General features: G+C 60.9%; 19 protein-coding genes. 8 read left to right on the forward strand and 11 right to left on the reverse strand.

Annotation, left to right across the window (positions count from 1 at the left end):
- Window positions 1-6: 6 nt before the first annotated feature.
- Window positions 7-1,410: a GntT/GntP/DsdX family permease gene (locus HU731_RS11085; RefSeq protein ID WP_032895331.1), complete on the reverse strand. Its 1,404-nt coding sequence runs from the start codon at window positions 1,408-1,410 to the stop codon at window positions 7-9.
- 189 nt (window positions 1,411-1,599) lie between these two features.
- Between HU731_RS11085 and HU731_RS11090 the strand changes: the two genes are divergently transcribed.
- A complete protein-coding gene (locus tag HU731_RS11090) occupies window positions 1,600-1,974 on the forward strand; it encodes a lysozyme inhibitor LprI family protein (RefSeq protein WP_186608729.1) in 375 nt (124 codons plus the stop codon).
- Window positions 1,975-2,028: 54 nt separating this feature from the next.
- On the opposite strand, the gene HU731_RS11095 is transcribed toward HU731_RS11090, so the two are convergent.
- From HU731_RS11095 to HU731_RS11110, 4 genes are all read right to left on the reverse strand, one after another.
- A complete protein-coding gene (locus tag HU731_RS11095; protein ID WP_186608728.1) occupies window positions 2,029-3,474 on the reverse strand; it encodes a SulP family inorganic anion transporter in 1,446 nt (481 codons plus the stop codon).
- Window positions 3,475-3,672: 198 nt separating this feature from the next.
- Window positions 3,673-4,566 carry an NAD-dependent epimerase/dehydratase family protein gene (locus HU731_RS11100; protein WP_186608727.1) on the reverse strand — a complete coding sequence of 298 codons (894 nt, stop codon included), beginning with the start codon at window positions 4,564-4,566 and terminating at the stop codon, window positions 3,673-3,675.
- 103 nt (window positions 4,567-4,669) lie between these two features.
- The gene (locus tag HU731_RS11105) at window positions 4,670-5,566 is read right to left on the reverse strand and encodes a LysR family transcriptional regulator (RefSeq protein ID WP_186608726.1); all 897 of its coding nucleotides are present in this window, start codon (window positions 5,564-5,566) and stop codon (window positions 4,670-4,672) included.
- A gap of 42 nt (window positions 5,567-5,608) precedes the next feature.
- On the reverse strand, window positions 5,609-6,373 hold the full coding sequence (locus HU731_RS11110; RefSeq protein ID WP_186608725.1) for a sulfite exporter TauE/SafE family protein: 765 nt from the start codon (window positions 6,371-6,373) through the stop codon (window positions 5,609-5,611).
- Window positions 6,374-6,558: 185 nt separating this feature from the next.
- Between HU731_RS11110 and HU731_RS11115 the strand changes: the two genes are divergently transcribed.
- The gene (locus HU731_RS11115) at window positions 6,559-7,437 is read left to right on the forward strand and encodes a LysR substrate-binding domain-containing protein (RefSeq protein WP_186608724.1); all 879 of its coding nucleotides are present in this window, start codon (window positions 6,559-6,561) and stop codon (window positions 7,435-7,437) included.
- 49 nt (window positions 7,438-7,486) lie between these two features.
- On the opposite strand, the gene HU731_RS11120 is transcribed toward HU731_RS11115, so the two are convergent.
- Window positions 7,487-8,917 carry an amino acid permease gene (locus tag HU731_RS11120; RefSeq protein WP_186608723.1) on the reverse strand — a complete coding sequence of 477 codons (1,431 nt, stop codon included), beginning with the start codon at window positions 8,915-8,917 and terminating at the stop codon, window positions 7,487-7,489.
- A gap of 163 nt (window positions 8,918-9,080) precedes the next feature.
- Entirely contained in the window at window positions 9,081-10,331 is a 1,251-nt protein-coding gene (gene kynU / locus HU731_RS11125) for a kynureninase (protein WP_186608722.1), read from the reverse strand.
- A gap of 144 nt (window positions 10,332-10,475) precedes the next feature.
- On the opposite strand from kynU, the gene HU731_RS11130 reads away from it, so the two are divergent.
- Complete coding sequence (locus HU731_RS11130; RefSeq protein ID WP_003194103.1) at window positions 10,476-10,949, forward strand: Lrp/AsnC family transcriptional regulator; 474 nt, start codon at window positions 10,476-10,478, stop codon at window positions 10,947-10,949.
- Between the two features lie 94 nt (window positions 10,950-11,043).
- On the opposite strand, the gene catA is transcribed toward HU731_RS11130, so the two are convergent.
- From catA to HU731_RS11145, 3 genes are read right to left on the reverse strand one after another with little or no spacing between them, the layout of a single operon-like run.
- Window positions 11,044-11,973 carry a catechol 1,2-dioxygenase gene (gene catA, locus HU731_RS11135; protein WP_186608721.1) on the reverse strand — a complete coding sequence of 310 codons (930 nt, stop codon included), beginning with the start codon at window positions 11,971-11,973 and terminating at the stop codon, window positions 11,044-11,046.
- A 39-nt stretch (window positions 11,974-12,012) separates the two neighbouring features.
- Window positions 12,013-12,303, reverse strand: coding sequence for a muconolactone Delta-isomerase (gene catC / locus HU731_RS11140; protein WP_014719906.1), 291 nt, complete (start codon window positions 12,301-12,303; stop codon window positions 12,013-12,015).
- 12 nt (window positions 12,304-12,315) lie between these two features.
- Window positions 12,316-13,443 (reverse strand): muconate cycloisomerase family protein, encoded by a 1,128-nt coding sequence (locus HU731_RS11145; protein ID WP_186608720.1) that lies wholly within the window; start codon window positions 13,441-13,443, stop codon window positions 12,316-12,318.
- A 114-nt stretch (window positions 13,444-13,557) separates the two neighbouring features.
- Between HU731_RS11145 and HU731_RS11150 the strand changes: the two genes are divergently transcribed.
- Window positions 13,558-14,433, forward strand: a complete 876-nt coding sequence (locus tag HU731_RS11150) for a LysR family transcriptional regulator (RefSeq protein WP_186608719.1) — start codon at window positions 13,558-13,560, stop codon at window positions 14,431-14,433.
- Between the two features lie 147 nt (window positions 14,434-14,580).
- On the opposite strand, the gene HU731_RS11155 is transcribed toward HU731_RS11150, so the two are convergent.
- Complete coding sequence (locus HU731_RS11155; protein WP_047711774.1) at window positions 14,581-15,573, reverse strand: AraC family transcriptional regulator; 993 nt, start codon at window positions 15,571-15,573, stop codon at window positions 14,581-14,583.
- 311 nt (window positions 15,574-15,884) lie between these two features.
- Here HU731_RS11155 and antA point away from each other — a divergent pair, with 311 nt between their 5' ends.
- The 4 genes from antA (at window position 15,885) to HU731_RS11175 (ending at window position 20,395) form a co-directional block, all read left to right on the forward strand.
- The gene (antA, locus tag HU731_RS11160) at window positions 15,885-17,276 is read left to right on the forward strand and encodes an anthranilate 1,2-dioxygenase large subunit (RefSeq protein ID WP_186608718.1); all 1,392 of its coding nucleotides are present in this window, start codon (window positions 15,885-15,887) and stop codon (window positions 17,274-17,276) included.
- The gene (gene antB / locus HU731_RS11165; RefSeq protein WP_186608717.1) at window positions 17,276-17,767 is read left to right on the forward strand and encodes an anthranilate 1,2-dioxygenase small subunit; all 492 of its coding nucleotides are present in this window, start codon (window positions 17,276-17,278) and stop codon (window positions 17,765-17,767) included. Before antA ends, antB begins: the two co-directional genes overlap by 1 nt.
- Before the next feature lie 148 nt (window positions 17,768-17,915).
- Window positions 17,916-18,923 (forward strand): anthranilate 1,2-dioxygenase electron transfer component AntC, encoded by a 1,008-nt coding sequence (gene antC / locus HU731_RS11170; RefSeq protein ID WP_186608716.1) that lies wholly within the window; start codon window positions 17,916-17,918, stop codon window positions 18,921-18,923.
- Between the two features lie 71 nt (window positions 18,924-18,994).
- On the forward strand, window positions 18,995-20,395 hold the full coding sequence (locus HU731_RS11175; protein ID WP_034128783.1) for an amino acid permease: 1,401 nt from the start codon (window positions 18,995-18,997) through the stop codon (window positions 20,393-20,395).
- Window positions 20,396-20,402: the final 7 nt, after the last annotated feature.

Genomic DNA, 20,402 nt, shown 5'->3' on the forward strand with positions numbered 1-20,402 from the left:
ACAGGCTCATAAAACAAGGGACAGACCGTAGGTCAGTCCGAAGGCGACCAGCGAAATCAGGGTCTCGAGTACGGTCCAGGTCTTGAAGGTCTGGATGACCGTCATATTGAAGTATTCCTTGATCAGCCAGAAGCCGCCGTCGTTCACGTGGGAGAAAATCACCGAACCCGCACCGGTCGCCAGCACCAGCAATTCCGGGTGTGGATAACCCAGGCCCAAGGCGACCGGCGCGACCACCCCGGACGCGGTGGTCATGGCCACCGTGGCCGAGCCAGTGGCGACGCGCATCAACGCGGCGAACAGCCAGCCCATCACCAGCGGCGACAACTGGAACGCATGGGCCAGGCCGAGGATTTCATGGGTGACGCCGGCGTCCACCAGGATGCGGTTCAACCCGCCGCCCGCGCCCACCAGCAAGGTGATGCTGGCGGTCGGCGCCAGGCATTCGTTGGTGAACTTGAGGATCGACTCACGGTTAAAGCCCTGGGCCAGGCCCAAGGTCCAGAAACTCACAAGGGTCGCCACCAACAGGGCAATCACCGAGTTACCGATAAACAACAGGAACTGGTTGAAACCGCTGCCCGGCGTGGAAATCACATTGGCCCAGCCGCCGATCATCATCAACACCACCGGCAACAGAATGGTGCCCATGGTCAGCGCAAAACTGGGCAAGCGCGTACGCGGTTCACGCTCGATAAACTGGCGCTCCAGCGGGTTTTCCGCTGGCAAATGAATGTGCGGCACGATGAACTTGGCGTAGACGGGCCCGGCAATGATCGCCGTGGGGATGCCAATCAGGATCGCATACAGCACCGTCTGCCCGACCGAGGCGTTATAGGCCAGCACCGCCATCATCGCCGCAGGGTGCGGCGGCACCAACGCATGCACCACCGACAGGCCGGCGACCATCGGCAGCCCGACCATCAGGATCGACACGCCCACGCGCCGCGCCACGGTAAAGGCAATCGGCACCAGCAGCACAAAACCGACCTCGAAAAACAGCGGCAGCCCCACCAGGAACGCAATGCACACCATCGCCCAGTGGGCATTGCGCTCACCGAAGCGGTTGATCAGCGTGCGCGCCACCTGCTCGGCGCCACCGGATTCGGCCATCATCTTGCCGAGCATGGTGCCCAGCGCCACCACCAGGGCGATATGCCCCAGGGTCTTGCCGACACCCGCCTCGTACGACCCCATGATGGTGTCCGCCGGCATCCCGGCCATCAGCGCCAGGCCGATGGACACCAGGGTAATCACGATAAAGGGGTTGAGTCGGTAGCGTGCAATCAGCACGATCAATGCAATGATGGCGATGGCAGCGTATGCCAACAGCCCGAAGCCCGGTAATGCGGCCATGCGGTACTCCTCGGAAAGGGTCACGTCGAATTGGTTGTGAAACTCATAAATCATTCCCGAGGAGGATTTTCAATTTTTATGAAAGTAATTTTCGCCCACGGATAAGCGCTGTCGCTTGGGGACATGCCCGACGTTGCCGGATGAAAATTCGGGGGGTGTTCTTACATGAAGATCAGAGAAGGCGGAAACTCAAACGCCGCCCTTGAGTCATAGACTGCGCATCCACTGCCCAGGAAACCGCTCATGATTCGCACCACAATCGCCGCCAGCGTCCTGCTCTTGTGCGGCAGCGCTTATGCCGTCGACAACGCTGCCTTGAAAACATGCATGGATAGCGCCAATTCCACCGCAGACATGGTCAATTGCAACGCCAAGCAAACCAAGGTGCAGGACGACCGCCTGAACCGCGCCTACAAGACCGCCCTCGCCGCCCAGGAAGGCGCCCGCAAACAGCAACTGCAAGACGTGCAGCGCCTGTGGATCAAATACCGCGACGCCAATTGCGCCTTCGCCGGCAGTGCCACTGGCGGCACGATTGATCAGGTCAATGGCACAGGCTGCGTGCTGGACATGACCCAGACCCGTGCCCAGGAGCTGGAAGACCTGGTCGGGCCGTAATAACGACCTTGCCCCCTCGTAATAACGACCTCGCCCCCTGTAGGAGCGAGGGGTTCAGTCGTGGTGAACCTTGGCGCGCTTGAGCAGTTTCTTGCAGCGCTCGGATAAATGCAGCACCCGCAGGTGCTTGCCGGCTTTGGCGTAGCGTTCGCGCAGGGTCATCAGCGCGGCAATTGCCGAATAGTCGACAAAGCTCAGGTGACGGCAATCCAGCGTGACCTGAGCCGGGTCATTGGTCGGGTCGAACTGATTCAAAAACGGTGTGGTCGAGGCGAAGAACAACGTGCCGTGCAGCCGATAGAGCTTGCTGCCATCGGCCTCCAGGTGTTCATCGGCGTACAGCTCCCGCGCCTGCTGCCAGGCGAAGTTCAGCGCGGCAATGACGATACCGCACAGCACGGCGGTGGCCAGGTCGGTGAACACGGTAATGATCGTCACCGCCATGATCACCAGCACATCGTTGAGCGGCACCTTGTTGATCACCCGCAACGACGCCCAGGCGAAGGTCTGTTGCGACACCACGAACATCACGCCCACCAATGCCGCCAGCGGAATCCGCTCGATCAGCGGCGATAGAAACAGAATGAACAACAGAATCATCACCCCGGCAAACACCCCGGAGAAACGTCCGCGCCCGCCGGAGCTGAGGTTGATCACGGTTTGCCCGATCATCGCGCAACCGCCCATGCCGCCGAACAGGCCCGAGACCATATTCGCCGCGCCCAGGGCCACGCTTTCACGGTCGGGGTAACCACGGGTCTCGGTGATTTCGTCGGTGAGGTTGAGGGTCAGCAGGGTTTCCAACAGGCCGACCATCGCCATCAAAAACGCGTAGGGCGCGATGATGCCGAGGGTTTCCAGGGTCCAGGGGATCTGCGGCAACGCGAAGGTCGGCAAGCCACCGGCGATATGCGCCATATCCCCCAATGTGCGGGTCGGCAAACCCAATAGATACACCGCCAGGCCCACCCCCAGAATCGCCACCAGCGCGGGCGGTACGGCACGGGTCAGGCGCGGCAACAGGTACACAATCGCCATAGTGACCGCCACCAGCCCGGCCATCACGTACAACGGCGTGCCGCTGAGCCAGGTTTCACCGCTCTTGAAATGCTCCAGTTGCGCCAGCGCAATGATGATCGCCAGGCCGTTGACGAAACCGAGCATCACCGAATGCGGCACCATGCGCACCAGTTTGCCCAGGCGCAGCAGGCCGAAAGCGACCATGATCAGCCCGCCGAGCAACACCGTCGCCAGCAAATACTCCACGCCGTGTTGCACCACCAGCGCGACGATCACCACTGCCATGGAGCCTGCCGCACCGGACACCATGCCGGGCCGGCCGCCGAACAACGCGGTGAGGGTGCAAATGATGAAAGCGCCGTAAAGGCCCATCAGCGGGTTGAGATGGGCCACCAGCGCAAAGGCGATGCATTCGGGCAGCAAGGCGAAAGACGTGGTGAGGCCGGCCAGGGCGTCGGCGCGCAGACGGGTGAGGTTCATGGAGTACCAGGGAGTTGCGGGGGATAAGGCGGGGAATGGTACGAAATTGCGGCGGGTGGGGCTAGTGAAGTGTCAGGTCCGATATACCGAGTCGCGCCTTTCGCGAGCAAGCCCCGCTCCCACATTTGAATCTATTCACAGATCCAAATGTGGGAGCGGGCTTGCTCGCGAAGGCAGCACCGCGGTGCTAAGCGAACATCACACCATCTCGTCGCGAATCCACTCCACCACCGACGTGCGCTGAGGCGCCCACCCCAACAATTCACGGGCATGTTGGCCGCGCACTCGGCTATTGGAGCCCAACCCGTAGTTGGCCATTTCATAGCCCCACTCGGCCTCAGCCTCGGCCAATGGCCAGTCTTGTGGCTTGCCCAGGCCCAGGGTTTGGGCAATCGCCATGGTCATGTCGATGAACGCCGCTTCGCTGCTTTCCACAAAGTAGAAAGTGCCGGGTACGTTCTTGGTCAGCGCCAACAGATACAAAGCCACCACGTCTTCAATATGCACGTTGGACCAAATGTTCTGGCCCGGACCCACATGGCGTACTACACCGCTCTTGCGTGCCTGCTTGAGCAAGCGTGGCAATTGCACGCTGTCACGCTTTACGCCCAGGCTGTGGCCGTAGATCAGGGTGTTGCAGATCACCGCCGAATTCACGCCGTCATTGGCGGCCGTGAGGATCAGGTTGTCGATGGCCACGCGAGCGGCCTTGTCGACGGTCGGCTCAGGCAGGTTGTCTTCCAAGTAGATGACATCGCTGGCTTTACCGCCCGACGCATCGCCGACGATGCTCGAACCACTGGTATGCAGGAACGGCTTGTTCGAGCCTTTCAAGGCGGCCAGCAAAGTTTGCACGGCGCCGCGGTGGTCGCTGCTGGCGGCGTTGATCACCGCATCGGCCTTCTGCGCCTGCTCGGTCAATACCGCTGCGTCGTCGAGGTTGCCGATCACCGGCGTGATGCCCAGGGCAGTCATTTCGGCGGCTTGCTCGGCGCTGCGCACGAGGCCCGTGACGTGATGGCCGGCGTTGACCAGGCCGGTGGCGATCGAACCGCCGATAAACCCTGCTGCACCGGTAACGAATACATTCATGGAGGTTGCTCCTGACTGGGTAAGTGATGCGCCCAGTATCCAGCCCCCGCTGCTGCCGAATAAGCCCGTACGGCCCAATTCACTCTTGCGTGCAAGTCACGAATCAGCGCGCATACCGTGCCAGCTTGGCCTGAATAAAGTCCAGGAAGCACTGGATGCGTAGCGCCAATTGCGAGTTGCGATAGAACACCGCGTGGATCGGCTGGCGATAACCGCTGTTGAACACCTCCAACATGGGCACCAGGCGGCCGGCGTCGATGTCAGCGACGGTCATGAAATTCGACAGGCAACAAATGCCCTGCCCCTGCAGCGCTAACTGGCGCACGGTTTCGCCACTGGAGGCGCTGACGCTGGGCTGAATCAGCCAGCGGTCACCTTCACCGTGACGCAGCGGCCAGTGGTTGAGGGTCTCGGTGTGGGTGAAGCCCAGCAAGGTGTGATCAGCCAACTCGGCAACGGTCGTCGGCGTGCCGTACTGCTTGAGGTAGTCGGGGCTGGCCAGGACATGCAGCGGCGTGCTGCCCAGAAAGCGCGCATGCAGGGTCGAGTCGGCCAGGGCGCCGATGCGAATGGCGATGTCGGTGCTTTGCTCCAGCAGGTCGATGATCAAATCATCGCTGTTGAGCTCCAACTGGATATCCGGGTAGAGGCTGCGAAATTCGGCGATGTACGGCACGATCCCATGCAGCATGAACGGCACGGCGGCGTTGATACGCAGGCGCCCGGCCGGTTTTTTCTGGCGCGAGGACAGGCGCTCTTCCAACTCGTCCATCTGCGCCAGGATCAGCTTGGCCTGTTCGAAGAAGTACTTGCCCTCTTCGGTCAGGTCCATGCGCCGCGTGGTGCGGTTGATCAAGGTGGTGTCGAGCTTGGCTTCCAGGCGGGACAAGGTGCGGCTGACCGCCGATGGCGTTTGCCCGACTTTTTCGGCGGCGGCGGAAATCGAGCCGCACTCGATCACGCTGACAAAAATCTGTAGCTCATCAGATCGGGCTTTCACGGGCAGTCCTTCATTAAACGGCTGACAAATGCCCGGTCATTATTAACCAGCCAGCAACAAATGGCCTCCCAACAACGCCATGCCGGTGAAAAATCCACGTTTGAACCACACGGCACTGATGCGCCGACGCACCACCTGGCCCAGCCACATCCCCAGCAAGGCCGGCACCAGCGCCAACACCGACGCCCCGACTTCGGTGCCACCCAACGCACCACGCCAAGCCAGCCCGGCGGCGAGCGCCAAGGTCGACACGGTGAATGACAGCCCCAGCGCCTGCACCAACTGATCACGGCTCAAGCCCAGGGCTTGCAGATACGGCACCGCAGGGATCACGAAGACACCGGTGGCCGAGGTGATGAGGCCGGTGACCACTCCGCACAAAGGCCCCAGCCAACGCTCGGTGCGGGGCGCGACCCTGAAGGTCGGCAGGAATAACCCGCTCAAGGCATACACCAGTAACGCCGCGCCCAAGGCACGCACCACCCAAGGCCCGCTGCCCATGCCCAGCCACAAGGTGCCCAGCCCGGTGCCGAGAAAAATCAGCAGCAGCATCGGCCACAGGCGTTTGAGCAAGGCCCCCAAGTGGCCGCCAAAGGTGAGTTGCCAGAGGTTGGTCACCGTCGAAGGAATAATCAACAATGCCGCAGCCTGCGCCGGCAACATAGCCAGGCCAAGCATACCCATGGCCACGGTGGGCAGGCCCAGGCCGATGACACCCTTGACCGTACCGGCCAGCAGGAAGGTGGTGATGACCAACGCTGTCAGGGCGGGTCCGAGGTTTTGGTAGAACGCTAGGAAGGTATTCATGCACCGATTGTGCAGGGCTGGAGGGAGGCTGAAAATTCGCCATATACTGAGGCAGCCTCTTGTTTTGTGTGAGGCTGATACCACTATCGCAGGCAAGCCAGCTCCCACACCTTGAATTGTGAATACATTCAAATGTGGGAGCTGGCTTGCCTGCGAAGAGGCCCTTCCAGTCACTGGGATACTTCATGCACTTTGACCTGATCGACCTGCGCCTCTACCTGCACATCCTGGACACCGGCAATATCACCGCCGGCGCGGCCCGCAGCCACCTGTCCCTGGCTGCCGCCAGCGCACGCATCCGGGCAATGGAATCTTCACTGGGTATTACGTTTCTCGAGCGCGGCCGCCGTGGCGTCACCCCAACACCCGCGGGCAAAGCCCTGGCCCGACACGCTCGCCTGCTGTTGCAACAGGCCGACCACCTGCAACAAGACCTGGCCGAATACGCCAACGGCGTCAAAGGCCAGGTACGCTTGCTGTGCAACACCACCGCCCTCAGCGAATACCTGCCGGAACTGCTCGCAGATTTTCTGCGCAAACACCCCAACCTCGATATCGACCTGCAAGAGTTGCCCAGCCTGCGCATCACCCATGCCTTGCGCCAGGGCACCGCCGACCTGGGGATTATTTCCGATGCGGTAGACACCCACGGCTTGCAGACCCTGGCGTTTCGCGACGACCCGCTGGTGCTGATCGTACCCCTCGACCATCCACTGACCACTGCCGGGTTTATCGACAGCTTGCACTACGATTACGTCAGCCTGGCAGCCAACAGCGCGCTGGCGGTGTACCTGGAAGAACAGGCCTTGCACGCAGGCTTTCGCCTGCACACACGGATTCGCGCCGACAGCTTTGACGGGGTGATTCGCATGGTCGCCGGGGGCGCCGGCCTGGGCATCGTGCCTCAGGCCGCCTTGGACCGTTGGCCACCTGCGCGCCGCTTCAAGGCCCACCCCCTGCAAGAAGAATGGGCCTGCCGCAAACTGTTGTTATGCGCACGCTCGTTCGAGCAATTGCCCGGTTACGCCAGCACCTTACTCGCTGCGCTCACTGCCCCCCTGTAGGAGCGAGCTTGCTCGCGAAGATCGTCAACGATAACGCGCGCTATCGGGTTTAACGTGGGGCTCTCGGGTTTTTCGCGAGCAAGCTCGCTCCTACAGGGGATCGGGCTCGCTTGTGGAAGAAGGTGTAGTAGACCGCCGACAGAATCAGCAAGAACGGCACACCAAACACCAGCGTCATCTTGAATGCGTCGGTGAAATAGGTGGTGATCATCACCGCCCCCATCAGCACCAGCCCCAGCAACGTGCTGTAGGGAAACAAGCGCAACTGGAACGACAACTTCGCCCCGCCATGACGCTTGCGATAGCGGCGGAAAAACAGGTGCGTGAGGAAGATCATGAACCAGGTGAAGATCGCGCCAAACATCGAGATCGCCATCATCAGGGTGAACGAGCTTTCCGGGTACACCACATTGAGCAACGTCGCCAGGGCAATGCCCGAGCTGGACAGCAGCAATGCGTTGAGGGGAATACCGTTCTTGCTCAACGCGCCCATGGACTTGGGCGCAAAACCGGCACGGGACAAGCTGAACATCATGCGCGTGGTGATGTAGAGCTGGCTGTTCATGGCCGACAGCGCCGCGATCAGGATCACGAAATTCATCACCCCGGTGGCGCCGGGAATGCCGATGGTCTGCATCACTGTGACAAACGGGCTCTGGGCCTGGCCGGCCTGGTTCCAGGGCACGATGGCGAGCATCAGCGCCAGGGTCAGCAGGTAGAACACCACCAACCGCACGATGGTAGCGCGAAAGGCTTTCTTCACCGCCTGCTCCGGGTCGGCAGCTTCACCGGCGGCCACGGCGATCATCTCGACGCTGAGGTAGCTGAAGATCGACACGATCACCGCGATCCACATGCCACTCAGGCCATGGGGGAAAAAGCCGTCGTGGGCCGTGTAGTTCTGCACCCCGTAGTCAGGGTTGCCGGAGCCGAACACCACATACACCGCCAGGATGATGAAACCGACAATGGCGCTGATCTTGATCGTGGAGAACCAGTATTCGAAGTTGCCGAAGGTCTTCACGCTGATCGCATTGAGCACAATCAGCACGCTGGAGAACGACACAATCCACACCCACTCCGGCACATTGGCGAACCAATACTTCATGTACATCGCCACTGCCGTGACCTCGGCCCCCACCGCCAGCACAATCGCTGCCCAGTAGGCATACCGCACCAGGAACCCGGCCAATGGGCTGATGTAGAACTCGGCATAGGCGCCAAAGGAACCGGAGGTGGAATGGGCCACCGTCATCTCCGCCAGGCAGCCCATCAGCAGCAAGGTAATCAACGCACCGATGGCGTAGCTCACCAGCACGCTCGGCCCGGCATAACCGATGGCGTAGGCGCTGCCCATGAACAGCCCGGTGCCGATGGCGCCACCGATGGCGATCATGCTCATCTGGCCGGAAGTGAGCTGGCGCCTCAGGCCCAGTTCACGGTGGGTAATCTCTGCAAAGCCGTTGTCTGGCGTGGTCACTGGTGTGCCCCTTTATTATTGTGATTGCACAGGAAGCGCTTGTTTTCTGTAGGAGCGAGCTTGCTCGCGAAAAACCTGAGAACGCCGCGTGCATTCAGCATTCGCGCGTTATCGTTGACGATCTTCGCGAGCAAGCTCGCTCCTACAGTGGGTTTGTGTGTTGTCAGGTGACGCTGTTGCGCACTTTGAATTGCGGCTGGTCCCATGTGCGCTTGTCGAGTATTTCGCCGAGGATTTCCACGGCGTCCCACACTTCGGTAAAGCTGGTGTACAACGGCGTGAAGCCAAAGCGCATGATCCGCGGTTCACGGTAATCGCCGATCACGCCTCGGGCGATCAAGGCCTGGATCACCGCGTAGCCTTCGGGGTGTTCAAAGCTGACGTGGCTGCCGCGCCGGGCGTGTTCACGCGGGGTGATCAGTTCCAGGCCGTGGGCGGCGCAGCGGCTTTCGACCAATGCGATGAACAGGTCGGTCAGCGCAAGAGATTTAGTCCGCAGGCGGGCCATGTCGGTCTGGGCAAAGATCTCCAGGCCGCATTCCACCATGGCCAACGAGGTGATCGGCTGGGTACCACACAGGTAGCGAGCAATGCCGGCGCTGGGGGCGTAGGTGGACTCCATGGCGAACTGCCGGGTATGCCCGAACCATCCGGACAACGGCTGGCGCACCACATCCACCAACGCCGGGTTGACCCACACAAACGCCTGGGAACCCGGGCCGCCGTTGAGGTATTTGTAAGTGCAACCAATCGCATAATCCGCATTGGCCTGGTGCAAGTCGACAGGCACCGCGCCCGCCGAATGCGCCAGGTCCCAGATGCTCAGCGCGCCGCACTCGTGGCTCAGTGCGGTCAGTGCCTCCATGTCGTACATGTAGCCGGTCTTGTAGTTGACGTGGGTGAGCATCACCACCGCCACGTCCGCATCGATGGCCTGGGGCAGTTCGGCCGGGCTGTTCACCAGCCGCAGGGAATAGCCTTGTTGCAGCAGTTCGGCCAAGCCTTCGGCGATATACAAATCAGTGGGGAAATTGCTCGCTTCACTGACGATGACCTTGCGCGCCGGCGTGCGTTGGCGCTGCACACTCAAGGCGGCGCTGAGCACTTTGAACAGGTTGATCGAGGTGGTATCGGTGATCACCACCTCGCCGTCACGCGCGCCAATCAATGGCGCCAGGCGATTGCCCAGGCGCTGGGACAAATCCGCCCAACCGGCGCTGTTCCAGCTGCGAATCAAACCAGTGCCCCACTCCTCGGCGATCACCTGTTGTGCCCGCTCCAGCGCCGCCACCGGGCGCGCGCCGAGGGAGTTGCCGTCGAGGTAGATCACCCCTTCGGGCAAGGCGAATTGGGCACGCAGGGGGGCCAAAGGGTCCTGGGCGTCGAGGGCTTGGCAATGGCTTCGAGTGGTCATGGGTCGTCCTGGTTTTTATAGGTGAGGATGGACCAAATAATGAACGAACTTTTAGAGAATTTTCGTGCAAAGTGGTGGGTAAACGGCTATTTAAGCTGTAGGAAATTCGAATTTAACCTCCAAATACGCGGATATCTTCCAAGCATGATTCTCGATGCCACCGACCTGCGCCTCCTGCATTTCCTGCAACAGGATGGCCGCATCAGCAACCAGGAACTGGCGGAAAAAGTCGCGCTGTCGCCGTCGGCGTGCCTGCGCCGTTTGCGCCTGTTGGAGAGCGAAGGAATCATCAGCGGTTACCGCGCGGTATTGAACGCCGAGCAGTTGGGGATCGAGCTGGAAGCCATCGTGCACCTGTCGTTGCGCCAGGATGTGGAGGACTGGCATGAGACGTTCATCAAGAAGGTGCAAGGCTGGCCGGAGGTGGCGAGCGCCTATGTGATCACCGGCGCCAGCAACTATGTGCTGCGGGTACAGGCGCGCAATCTCAAGCACTTTTCGGACTTTATCGTGAACCACCTGAACCGCACGGCGGGGGTGATGGATATCCGTTCTGAGATCGTGCTGCAGAAGATCAAGGACCGGGATGAGGTGTTGGACCTGGTCCTGCGCAAATAACACAAGCAACCCAAAACCAATGTGGGAGCTGGCTTGCCTGCGATAGCGGTGGAACATTCACCACCGCTATCGCAGGCAAGCCAGCTCCCACAGATCAGTCTTCGAGGGCACGCACTCGCTGCATGCGCTGCTGCTCTATTGGCGCATCCGCCACCTGCAACTCAAAGTCAAAATCAATCTGCGCAAACCGCCCTTGCACGCCAAACTCCCGCGCCAGTTGCGGGTCGTCGCTGAAGCGAATCTCGGCAATCAGCTCATCCCGGGTAGCATAGGCAAAGTCATCATGCAGGTACGGGTCATCCGACAGGTTGATCTGTGTGGTCAGGTGCCGGTGCCCGGGCGCCGAGATGAAGAAGTGGATATGCGCCGGCCGTTGCCCGTGGCGCCCGAGTTGGTCGAGCAACTGTTGCGTCGGCCCGCTCGGTGGGCAGCCGTAGCCTGAAGGCACGATGCTGCGAAAACGGTAGTTGCCGTGGGCGTCGGTCTCGATGCGCCGGCGCAGGTTGAACTCAGATTGATTCGGGTCGAACCACGAATAGGTCCCGCCCGTGTTGGCCTGCCACACATCCACAATTGCCCCTGCCAACGGCTTGCCGTCGGTATCGCGCACTTGCCCGCGCATGAACAACGGCACCGCGTCGTCCTGGCCATCATCCAGCCGCGCCTCGTACTGGGACAGCGGCGCACCGGCCACATACAACGGGCCTTCAATGGTGCGCGGCGTGCCACCCGACTTACCGGCCTCCTCGTCGGCGGCGTCCATCAACAGGTCCAGGTAATGCTCCAGGCCCAAGCCGGCGGCGAGCAGGCCGGCCTCCTGGTTTTTGCCTAGGTCATTGAGGTAGTTGACCGCCTTCCAGAATTCTTCCGGGGTCACTTCCAGGTCTTCGATGATGTTCACGGTGTCGCGCAGGATCCGGTAAATCAGCGCCTTGGTGCGTGGGTTGCCCGCGTCATTGAGGTTACCGCTGGCTTCTTCGAGAAACTGTTGGGCGTGGGCAGTCTGGGACAGGCGGATGGACATGGTGCATTCCTCATCTTGTAGTTATAGGTGCAAGCCGGCTCAGCGGTCGTCCGCATGGATCGACGACGGATGGCGGCACAGCGCATTCACTTCGATGGCCATGTAGGGGAACAACGGCAGTTGCATCAGCAGGTCGTGCAGGTCCTGCACGCTGTCGACATCGAACACGCTGTAGTTGGCGTAATGCCCGGCGATGCGCCACAGGTGGCGCCACTTGCCCTCTTGTTGCAGGCGTTGCGCCAAGGCTTTTTCCTCGGCCTTGAGGCTGGCAGCGCGCTCGGGGTGCATGTCGAGGGGCAGGTTCACGGTCATTTTTACGTGGAACAACATGGCAAGGGCCTCTTAGTGTTTGTCACGGCGAAAGAACGCCAGGCGCTCTTCATCAAGCATCAGGCCCAGGCCTGGCGCAGTGGACACATGCAGCTGGAAATCGCGGTACACCGGTGGCTCGGCAAGAATGTCTTCAGTGAGCAACAGCGGGCCGAACAGTTCGGTGCCCCACGCCAGGGTGTCCAGCGTGAGAAAGGCATGGGCCGAGGCCAGGGTGCCAATGCCACCTTCAAGCATGGTGCCGCCGTACAGGCCGATGCCGGCCGCTTCGGCTATCGCCGCCGTGCGCAATACGGCGCGAGGGCCGCCGTTCTTGGCGATCTTGAGGGCGAACACCGTGGCCGCGCCTTCACGGGCCAGGTTGAAGGCGTCTTCGACGCATTCGATAGATTCATCGGCCATGATCGGCGCCGGGCTCGACAGGTTGAGCCGGGCCATGCCACCACGGTTATTACGTGAGATCGGTTGTTCGATCAGGTCGATACCGTGGTCGCCGAGCACCTTGCACGCCCGCAGGGCCACGGCTTCATCCCAGGCCTGGTTGACGTCGACGCGCACACTGGCGCGTTCACCCAGGGCTTTTTTGATCGCGATCACATGGGCCAGGTCTCGATTGACCTCGCCCGCGCCGATCTTCAATTTGAAGAGGCGGTGACGGCGCAGGTCGAGCATCTTCTCGGCCTCGTTGATGTCTTGTTCGGTATTACCGCTGGCCAGGGTCCAGGCCACCGGCAACGCGTCCCGCACACGTCCGCCAAGCAGCTCGCTGACCGGCAGCCCAAGGCGTTTGCCGAGGGCGTCGAGCAAGGCGCTTTCGATACCGGACTTGGCAAAGGTGTTGCCGCGAATACTGCGCTCCAGGCGCAACATGGCGGCATTGACGTTACTCGCGTCCTGGCCGATCAGCAGCGGCGCGAAGTGGCGGTCGATATTGACCTTGATGCTGTCGGGGCTCTCGTTGCCGTAGCTCAGGCCACCGATGGTGGTGGCTTCACCGATGCCCTCGATGCCGTCGGTGCAACGCAGACGGATGATAACGAGGGTCTGGTTTTGCATCGTGTGCATCGCCAGCTTGTGCGGGCGAATGGTGGGAAGGTCGACGATGACAGTTTCGATCGACTCGATGGCGCAAATCGGCATGGCAATACCCGTTGGGTTCTTTATAGATTTGCGTCGATTCTGTTCCGCATTTTTTCGGGCTTCCAATATAGAATTGGTCTCGTGCAATACCCTTAAGGTATGAAAGGAGTCGATATGGAACTGCGTCACCTGCGCTACTTCCAGGTGTTGGGCGAGACCCTCAACTTCACCCGCGCCGCCGAACGTTTGCACATCGCCCAGCCGCCATTGAGCCGGCAGATCCAGCAACTGGAGGATGAGCTTGGGGTGATGTTGCTGGAGCGCAGCCGGCCTTTGCGGCTGACAGAGGCCGGGCGGTTTTTCTATGAACATGCCAATGTGTTGCTCGAACAACTGGGCAAGGTTTGCGACACCACCCGGCGCATCGGCCAAGGCGAGAAAACCTGGCTGGGCATCGGCTTTGCGCCCTCGACCTTGTACGGCGTGCTGCCGGAATTGATTCGGCGCCTGCGCACGCACGAGGCCCTGGAGCTGGAGTTGGGTTTGTCGGAGATGACGACGTTGCAGCAGGTCGAAGCACTCAAGGCGGGCCGCATTGACGTAGGCTTCGGGCGGATTCGCATTGACGACCCGGCCATCGTCCAGCGCGTACTGGTGGAAGACCGCCTGGTGGCCGTGCTGCCCAGTGGTCACCGGTTGCTGGGCGCCCCGGCCACCCTCGCCCAGTTGGCCGCCGAACCCTTTGTGCTCTACCCCGGCAACCCGCGCCCCAGTTATGCCGACCATGTGATCGCGCTGTTCGACGCCCATGGCTTGAGCGTGAAGGTGGCGCAATGGACCAACGAATTGCAGACCGCTATTGGCCTGGTGGGCGCAGGTATGGGAGTGACGCTGGTGCCGGCGTCGGTGCAGGTGCTGCATCGGGCGGATATCGGCTATACGCCGGTGGTGGAGGCGACGGCGAGTTCGCCGATCATCCTCAGCCGACGGGTGAATGATCAGTCGCCGGGGCTGACTCATTGCCTGCAACTGGTTGAAGAGTTGATCTGAGATTTTCCCAAACACCGCAATTCCCTTGTAGGAGCGAGCTTGCTCGCGAAAAACTCACAGGCGCCGCGTTCATCCAGCAAGCACGCGTTATCGTTGACGTTTTTCGCGAGCAAGAACTAGGCGTCCCCCTCGCTCCTACATTTGGTTTCAGAGGCTGCGCAAACGCTTGCGCTGCAATGTCTGGCTGGGCGACTCATCGAACAGCTTGCGGTACTCCGCCGAAAACCGCCCCAAGTGCGTAAACCCCCAACCCAGGGCGATTTCAGAGATGGTGCGGATCGAGCCCTGCTCCAGAATCTCCTGGCGCACCGCCCCCAACCGATGCTTCTTCAGATACGCCATGGGCGACAGCGCGAAGTACTTGCGAAACGCATCGAACAGTTTGAACCGCGACACGCCCGCCGCCGCTTCCAGGTCTTCCAGGTGCAGCGCTTCACGGGCGTTGTCGTGGATAAATTGCCGGGCGCGAATCAGGTAGTGCGGCAGTTTCACCCCCAGCACGTCGCGCAGTTCTTCAGAGTAGTTATTCGGTTGGGCCAGGATCAGGCCCTTGATCAGTGAGCTTTCCAGGTCGCGGGTAAACGCCGCCTGCTCGTACAATTCGCTGCTGCATTCCAATTCGGCGATGAAGTATCGCGCCATGCGCCACCACGAAGCCGGGGCGCCGTCCACTGCATCCATCACCGACTCAAAGCGCAACGGCGCATCAATGGGCCGTTGCAGCAAACCTTCCAGCGACTCGCTCATCGCTGCGCGGGTGATCACCACTTGCAACTTGCGGCAGTCACCGGAAATCGCCAGCACCTGATGCTCATTGGGTGAAATGATCACGCCCTGGTCGCGGTTGGAGCTGAGGCGCTCACCGTTCTTGCTCAGCTCCTGCTCGCCCACCAACGGCAGGCTCAAGCTGTAGCTACTGAAGTGCTCGGCGTCTTCGATGTCGATGGTCACGTCAGTGCCGTACTCGATCACGCCCAGGGTGGTGGCGCGGGATTTGAACACGTTGGCGCTGTGGTGAAAGCGCAGGCGCTCGGGCGTTGCCGTCGCCAGGCGATGGGGCCCGCAGATGCCGGACATCCAGCTGCACGCGCCCTCCAGGTCGAAGCGTTGAATATGAATATCGCGTGTCTGACTAGTCATCAGGGTGCACCCACGGCGGTTAGGCATTTGCGCGCTCTGGCGGCGCGTCGTTGAACCTCGACAGCAAGTTCCAGGCCACGCCAGCGCAGTTCTCACTGGGTGGATAGCAACAGTCGACTATGTGGATAAACCCCAGGGTTTTGCGACCATCGCCCGCCTTCACAGTAGCGCATGCCGTCACCGGCGCGCACCGCCATGGGTATTTGCTGCCCAACTTTGCGGCCTACGTTCCCCCATTAAGCGGATAGCCCGCCACCGCATCGCAGCCGCTTAATGGCTCACCGTTTAGCCATGATCAAAAGGTGCCTCCCATGAGTGGTGCAAGAACCGTCGAGCAATGGAAATCCTTTATCGAAAGCTGCCTGGACTTTCGCCCGGCGGATGAAGTGTTCCGCATCGCCCGCGACATGTTCACCGAGCCCGAGCTGTTCGACCTGGAGATGGAGCTGATCTTCGAGAAGAACTGGATCTACGCCTGCCACGAAAGCGAACTGGCCAATAACCACGACTTCGTGACGATGCGCGCCGGGCGCCAGCCGATGATCATCACCCGCGACGGCGAAGGCCGGCTCAACGCGCTGATCAATGCCTGCCAGCATCGCGGCACCACCCTTACCCGCGTGGGTAAGGGTAACCAGTCCACCTTCACCTGCCCGTTTCACGCCTGGTGCTACAAGAGCGATGGCCGACTGGTAAAGGTCAAGGCGCCGGGGGAATACCCGGAAGGTTTCGACAAGGCCACCCGCGGCCTGAAAAAAGCGCGCATCGAAAGCTATAAAGGCTTTGTGTTTATCAGCCTGGACGTGAACGGCACCAACAGCCTGGAAGACTTCCTGGGCGACGCCAAAGTGTTCTTCGACATGATGGTCGCGCAATCGGCCACCGGTAAGTTGGAGGTGCTGCCGGGCAAGTCCGCCTACACCTACGACGGCAATTGGAAGCTGCAAAACGAAAACGGCCTGGACGGTTATCACGTCAGCACCGTGCACTACAACTACGTGGCCACCGTGCAGCATCGCCAGCAGGTCAACACCGAGAACGGCGCAGGTTCCAGCACCACGCTGGACTACAGCAAGCTCGGCGCCGGCGACGCGAATACCGACGACGGTTGGTTCGCCTTCAACAACGGCCATAGCGTGCTGTTCAGCGATATGCCCAACCCCAGCGTGCGCTCCGGCTACGCCACCATCATGCCGCGCCTGGTGGAAGAACACGGCCAGCAGAAGGCCGAGTGGATGATGCACCGCCTGCGCAACCTGAACATCTACCCCAGCCTGTTCTTTCTCGACCAGATCAGCTCGCAGTTGCGCATCATCCGCCCGGTGGCCTGGAACAAGACCGAGATCATCAGCCAGTGCCTGGGCGTTAAGGGCGAGTCCGACGCCGACCGCGAAAACCGGATTCGCCAGTTCGAAGACTTCTTCAACGTTTCGGGCATGGGCACGCCCGATGATCTGGTGGAGTTTCGCGAAGCCCAGCGCGGTTTCCAGGGCCGTCTGGAACGCTGGAGCGACATCTCACGGGGCAGCCATCGCTGGGAGACCGGGCCGACGCCCAACAGCGAGGCTATCGGCATCCAACCGGCGATGACCGGCACCGAATTCACCCATGAAGGCCTGTACGTCAACCAGCATCGCAACTGGCAGCAGTTCCTGCTCAAGGGTTTGGACCAGCAAGCTTTGACATTGCGGGAGGTGAAGTGATGAACGCGCCATTGCAGTACCAGATCGAGCAATTCTTCTACCGCAAGTCCGAGCTGTGCGACGCCCAGGACTGGGACGCCTATGTGCAGTTGTTCGACCCGCAGAGTGAATTCCACCTGCCGCAATGGGACTCGGAACACGTCTACACCCAAGACCCCAAGCGCGAAATGTCGTTGATCTACTACGCCAACCGTTCGGGCCTGGAAGACCGCGTGTTCCGCCTGCGCACCGGCAAAGCCGCCTCCGCCACGCCGATGCCGCGCACCTTGCACCTGATCAATAACGTACGCATTGCCGAGCAGGCCGACGGCACGTTGGAGGTGCGTTTGAACTGGCACACGTTGTTTTATCGCCTGGCCACGTCCGAGCAGTTCTATGGGTATGCCACGTACCGCCTCAAGCCTGCGGGCGATAGCTGGCTGATCATGCGCAAGCACGCCTTGCTGCTCAACGACACGATTAACTCGGTGCTGGATTTCTACCACCTGTAACGGTGGTGCACTGCCTGTAGGAGCGAGCTTGCTCGCGAAAAACGTAAGTACGCCGCGTTCATTCAGGATGTCCCGCGTCATCGTTGACGTTCTTCGCGAGCAAGCTCGCTCCTACAAGGGGTTCATACTTATCCACGGAGTTATGTGAATGAATCACAAAGTGGCCTTCAGCTTCGCCGATGGCAAAACCCTGTTCTTCCCGGTGGGCGCCCATGAAATCCTCTTGGATGCCGCGCTGCGCAACGGCATCAAGATCCCGCTCGATTGCCGCGAAGGCGTGTGCGGCACCTGCCAGGGGCGCTGTGAGTCCGGCGAGTACACCCAGGACTATGTCGACGAGGAAGCCCTCTCCAGCCTCGACCTGCAACAACGCAAGATGCTCAGTTGCCAGACCCGGGTGAAGTCCGACGCCACCTTTTATTTCGACTTCGATTCAAGCCTGTGCAACGCCCCCGGGCCTGTGCAGGTACGCGGTACGGTGAACGCGGTGCAGCAGGTGTCGACCAGCACCGCCATCCTGCAGGTGCAACTGGACCAGCCACTGGACTTTTTGCCTGGCCAATACGCGCGCCTGTCGGTGCCCGGCACCGATAGTTGGCGCTCCTATTCCTTCGCCAGCCGGCCGGGCAGTCAATTGCAGTTTCTGGTGCGCCTGCTGCCCGATGGAATAATGAGCAACTACCTGCGTGAACGCTGCCAGGTGGGTGATGAAATGCTGATGGAGGCGCCCTTGGGTGCGTTTTATCTGCGGCACGTCACCCAACCACTGGTGCTGGTGGCGGGCGGCACGGGGTTGTCGGCGCTGCTGGGCATGCTCGATGAGCTGGCCGTCAACGGCTGCACACAACCCGTGCACCTGTACTACGGCGTGCGCGGGGCTGAAGATTTATGTGAAGCGGCGCGTATCCACGCCTACGCGGCGAAAATCCCGAACTTTCGCTACACCGAAGTGCTGAGCGACGCCTCGCCCGAGTGGACGGGCAAACGCGGCTACCTCACCGAGCATTTCGACCTGGCCGAATTGCGGGACACATCGGCGGATATGTACGTATGCGGCCCGCCTCCAATGGTCGAATCCATCCAACAATGGCTGGTGGATCAGGCACTTGATGGCGTCCAGCTGTATTACGAAAAGTTTACCCAGAGTAATATCTGACCCTCAGCAGTTCTGAGGGGCCGATGCGGCGTGCAATCACCCTTGAGAAAAACAAGTAGAAGGGAATGTTAATGGCGGATGACATGGTTAACCCGGTGGGCCTCAAGCGCGGCCTGAAGAACCGGCACATTCAGCTGATCGCCTTGGGAGGGGCGATTGGTACAGGCTTGTTCCTCGGCTCGGCCGGGGTACTCAAGTCGGCGGGGCCGTCGATGATCCTGGGTTATGCGGTGGCCGGGTTTATCGCGTTCCTGATCATGCGCCAGCTCGGCGAGATGATCGTCGAAGAGCCGGTGGCCGGGTCCTTCAGCCACTTCGCACACAAATACTGGGGCGGTTACGCGGGCTTCCTGGCGGGCTGGAACTACTGGGTGCTCTACGTGCTGGTGGGCATGGCCGAGTTGACGGCGGTGGGCAAGTACATCCAGTTCTGGTGGCCAGAGATTCCAACCTGGGTCAGCGCGCTGGTGTTCTTTGTCGCGGTGAACCTGATCAACACCCTGAACGTGAAGTTCTTCGGGGAGGCCGAGTTCTGGTTTGCGATCATCAAGGTGGTGGCGATTGTCGGCATGATCGTGCTCGGCTGCTACCTGCTGTTCAGCGGCACCGGCGGGCCGCAAGCCTCGGTCAGCAACCTGTGGAGCCACGGTGGGTTCTTCCCCAATGGCGGCATGGGGCTGTTGATGTCGATGGCCTTCATCATGTTCTCGTTCGGTGGCCTGGAGCTGGTCGGCATCACCGCCGCCGAGGCCAGCGAACCGCGCAAGGTGATCCCCAAAGCGATCAACCAGGTGGTGTACCGCATCCTGATTTTCTACGTCGGCGCGCTGACCGTGCTGTTGTCGTTGTACCCGTGGGATCAACTGCTGCAAACCCTCGGCGCGTCGGGCGATGCCTACAGCGGTAGCCCGTTTGTGCAGATCTTCTCGCTGATCGGCAACGACACCGCCGCCCACATCCTCAACTTCGTGGTGCTGACCGCGGCGTTGTCGGTGTACAACAGCGGCGTGTACTGCAACAGCCGCATGCTGTTCGGCCTGGCCGAACAAGGTGATGCGCCCAAGGCGCTGATGAAGCTCAACAAACAAGGCGTGCCGTTGCGGGCGCTGGCGATTTCGGCGCTGGTGACCATGCTGTGCGTGGTGGTCAACTACGTGGCGCCGCACAGTGCGCTGGAGTTGCTGTTCGCGCTGGTGGTTGCTTCGCTGATGATCAACTGGGCGCTGATCAGCCTGACCCACATCAAGTTCCGCAAGGCCATGGGCGAGCAAGGCGTGACGCCGTCGTTCAAGACCTTCTGGTTCCCGTTCAGCAACTACCTGTGCCTGGCGTTCATGGTGATGATCATCGGCGTGATGCTGGCGATTCCGGGGATTCGCGAGTCGGTGTATGCGATGCCGGTGTGGGTGGGGATTATCTACGTTGCCTATCGGTTTCGGATCAGAAACGGGAAGGTTGCCGTGGCGCAGTAACCCCTGT

Origin of the sequence: Pseudomonas salmasensis (assembly GCF_014268375.2) — a bacterium.
In the GTDB taxonomy this organism is placed as follows: Bacteria; Pseudomonadota; Gammaproteobacteria; order Pseudomonadales; family Pseudomonadaceae; genus Aquipseudomonas; species Aquipseudomonas salmasensis.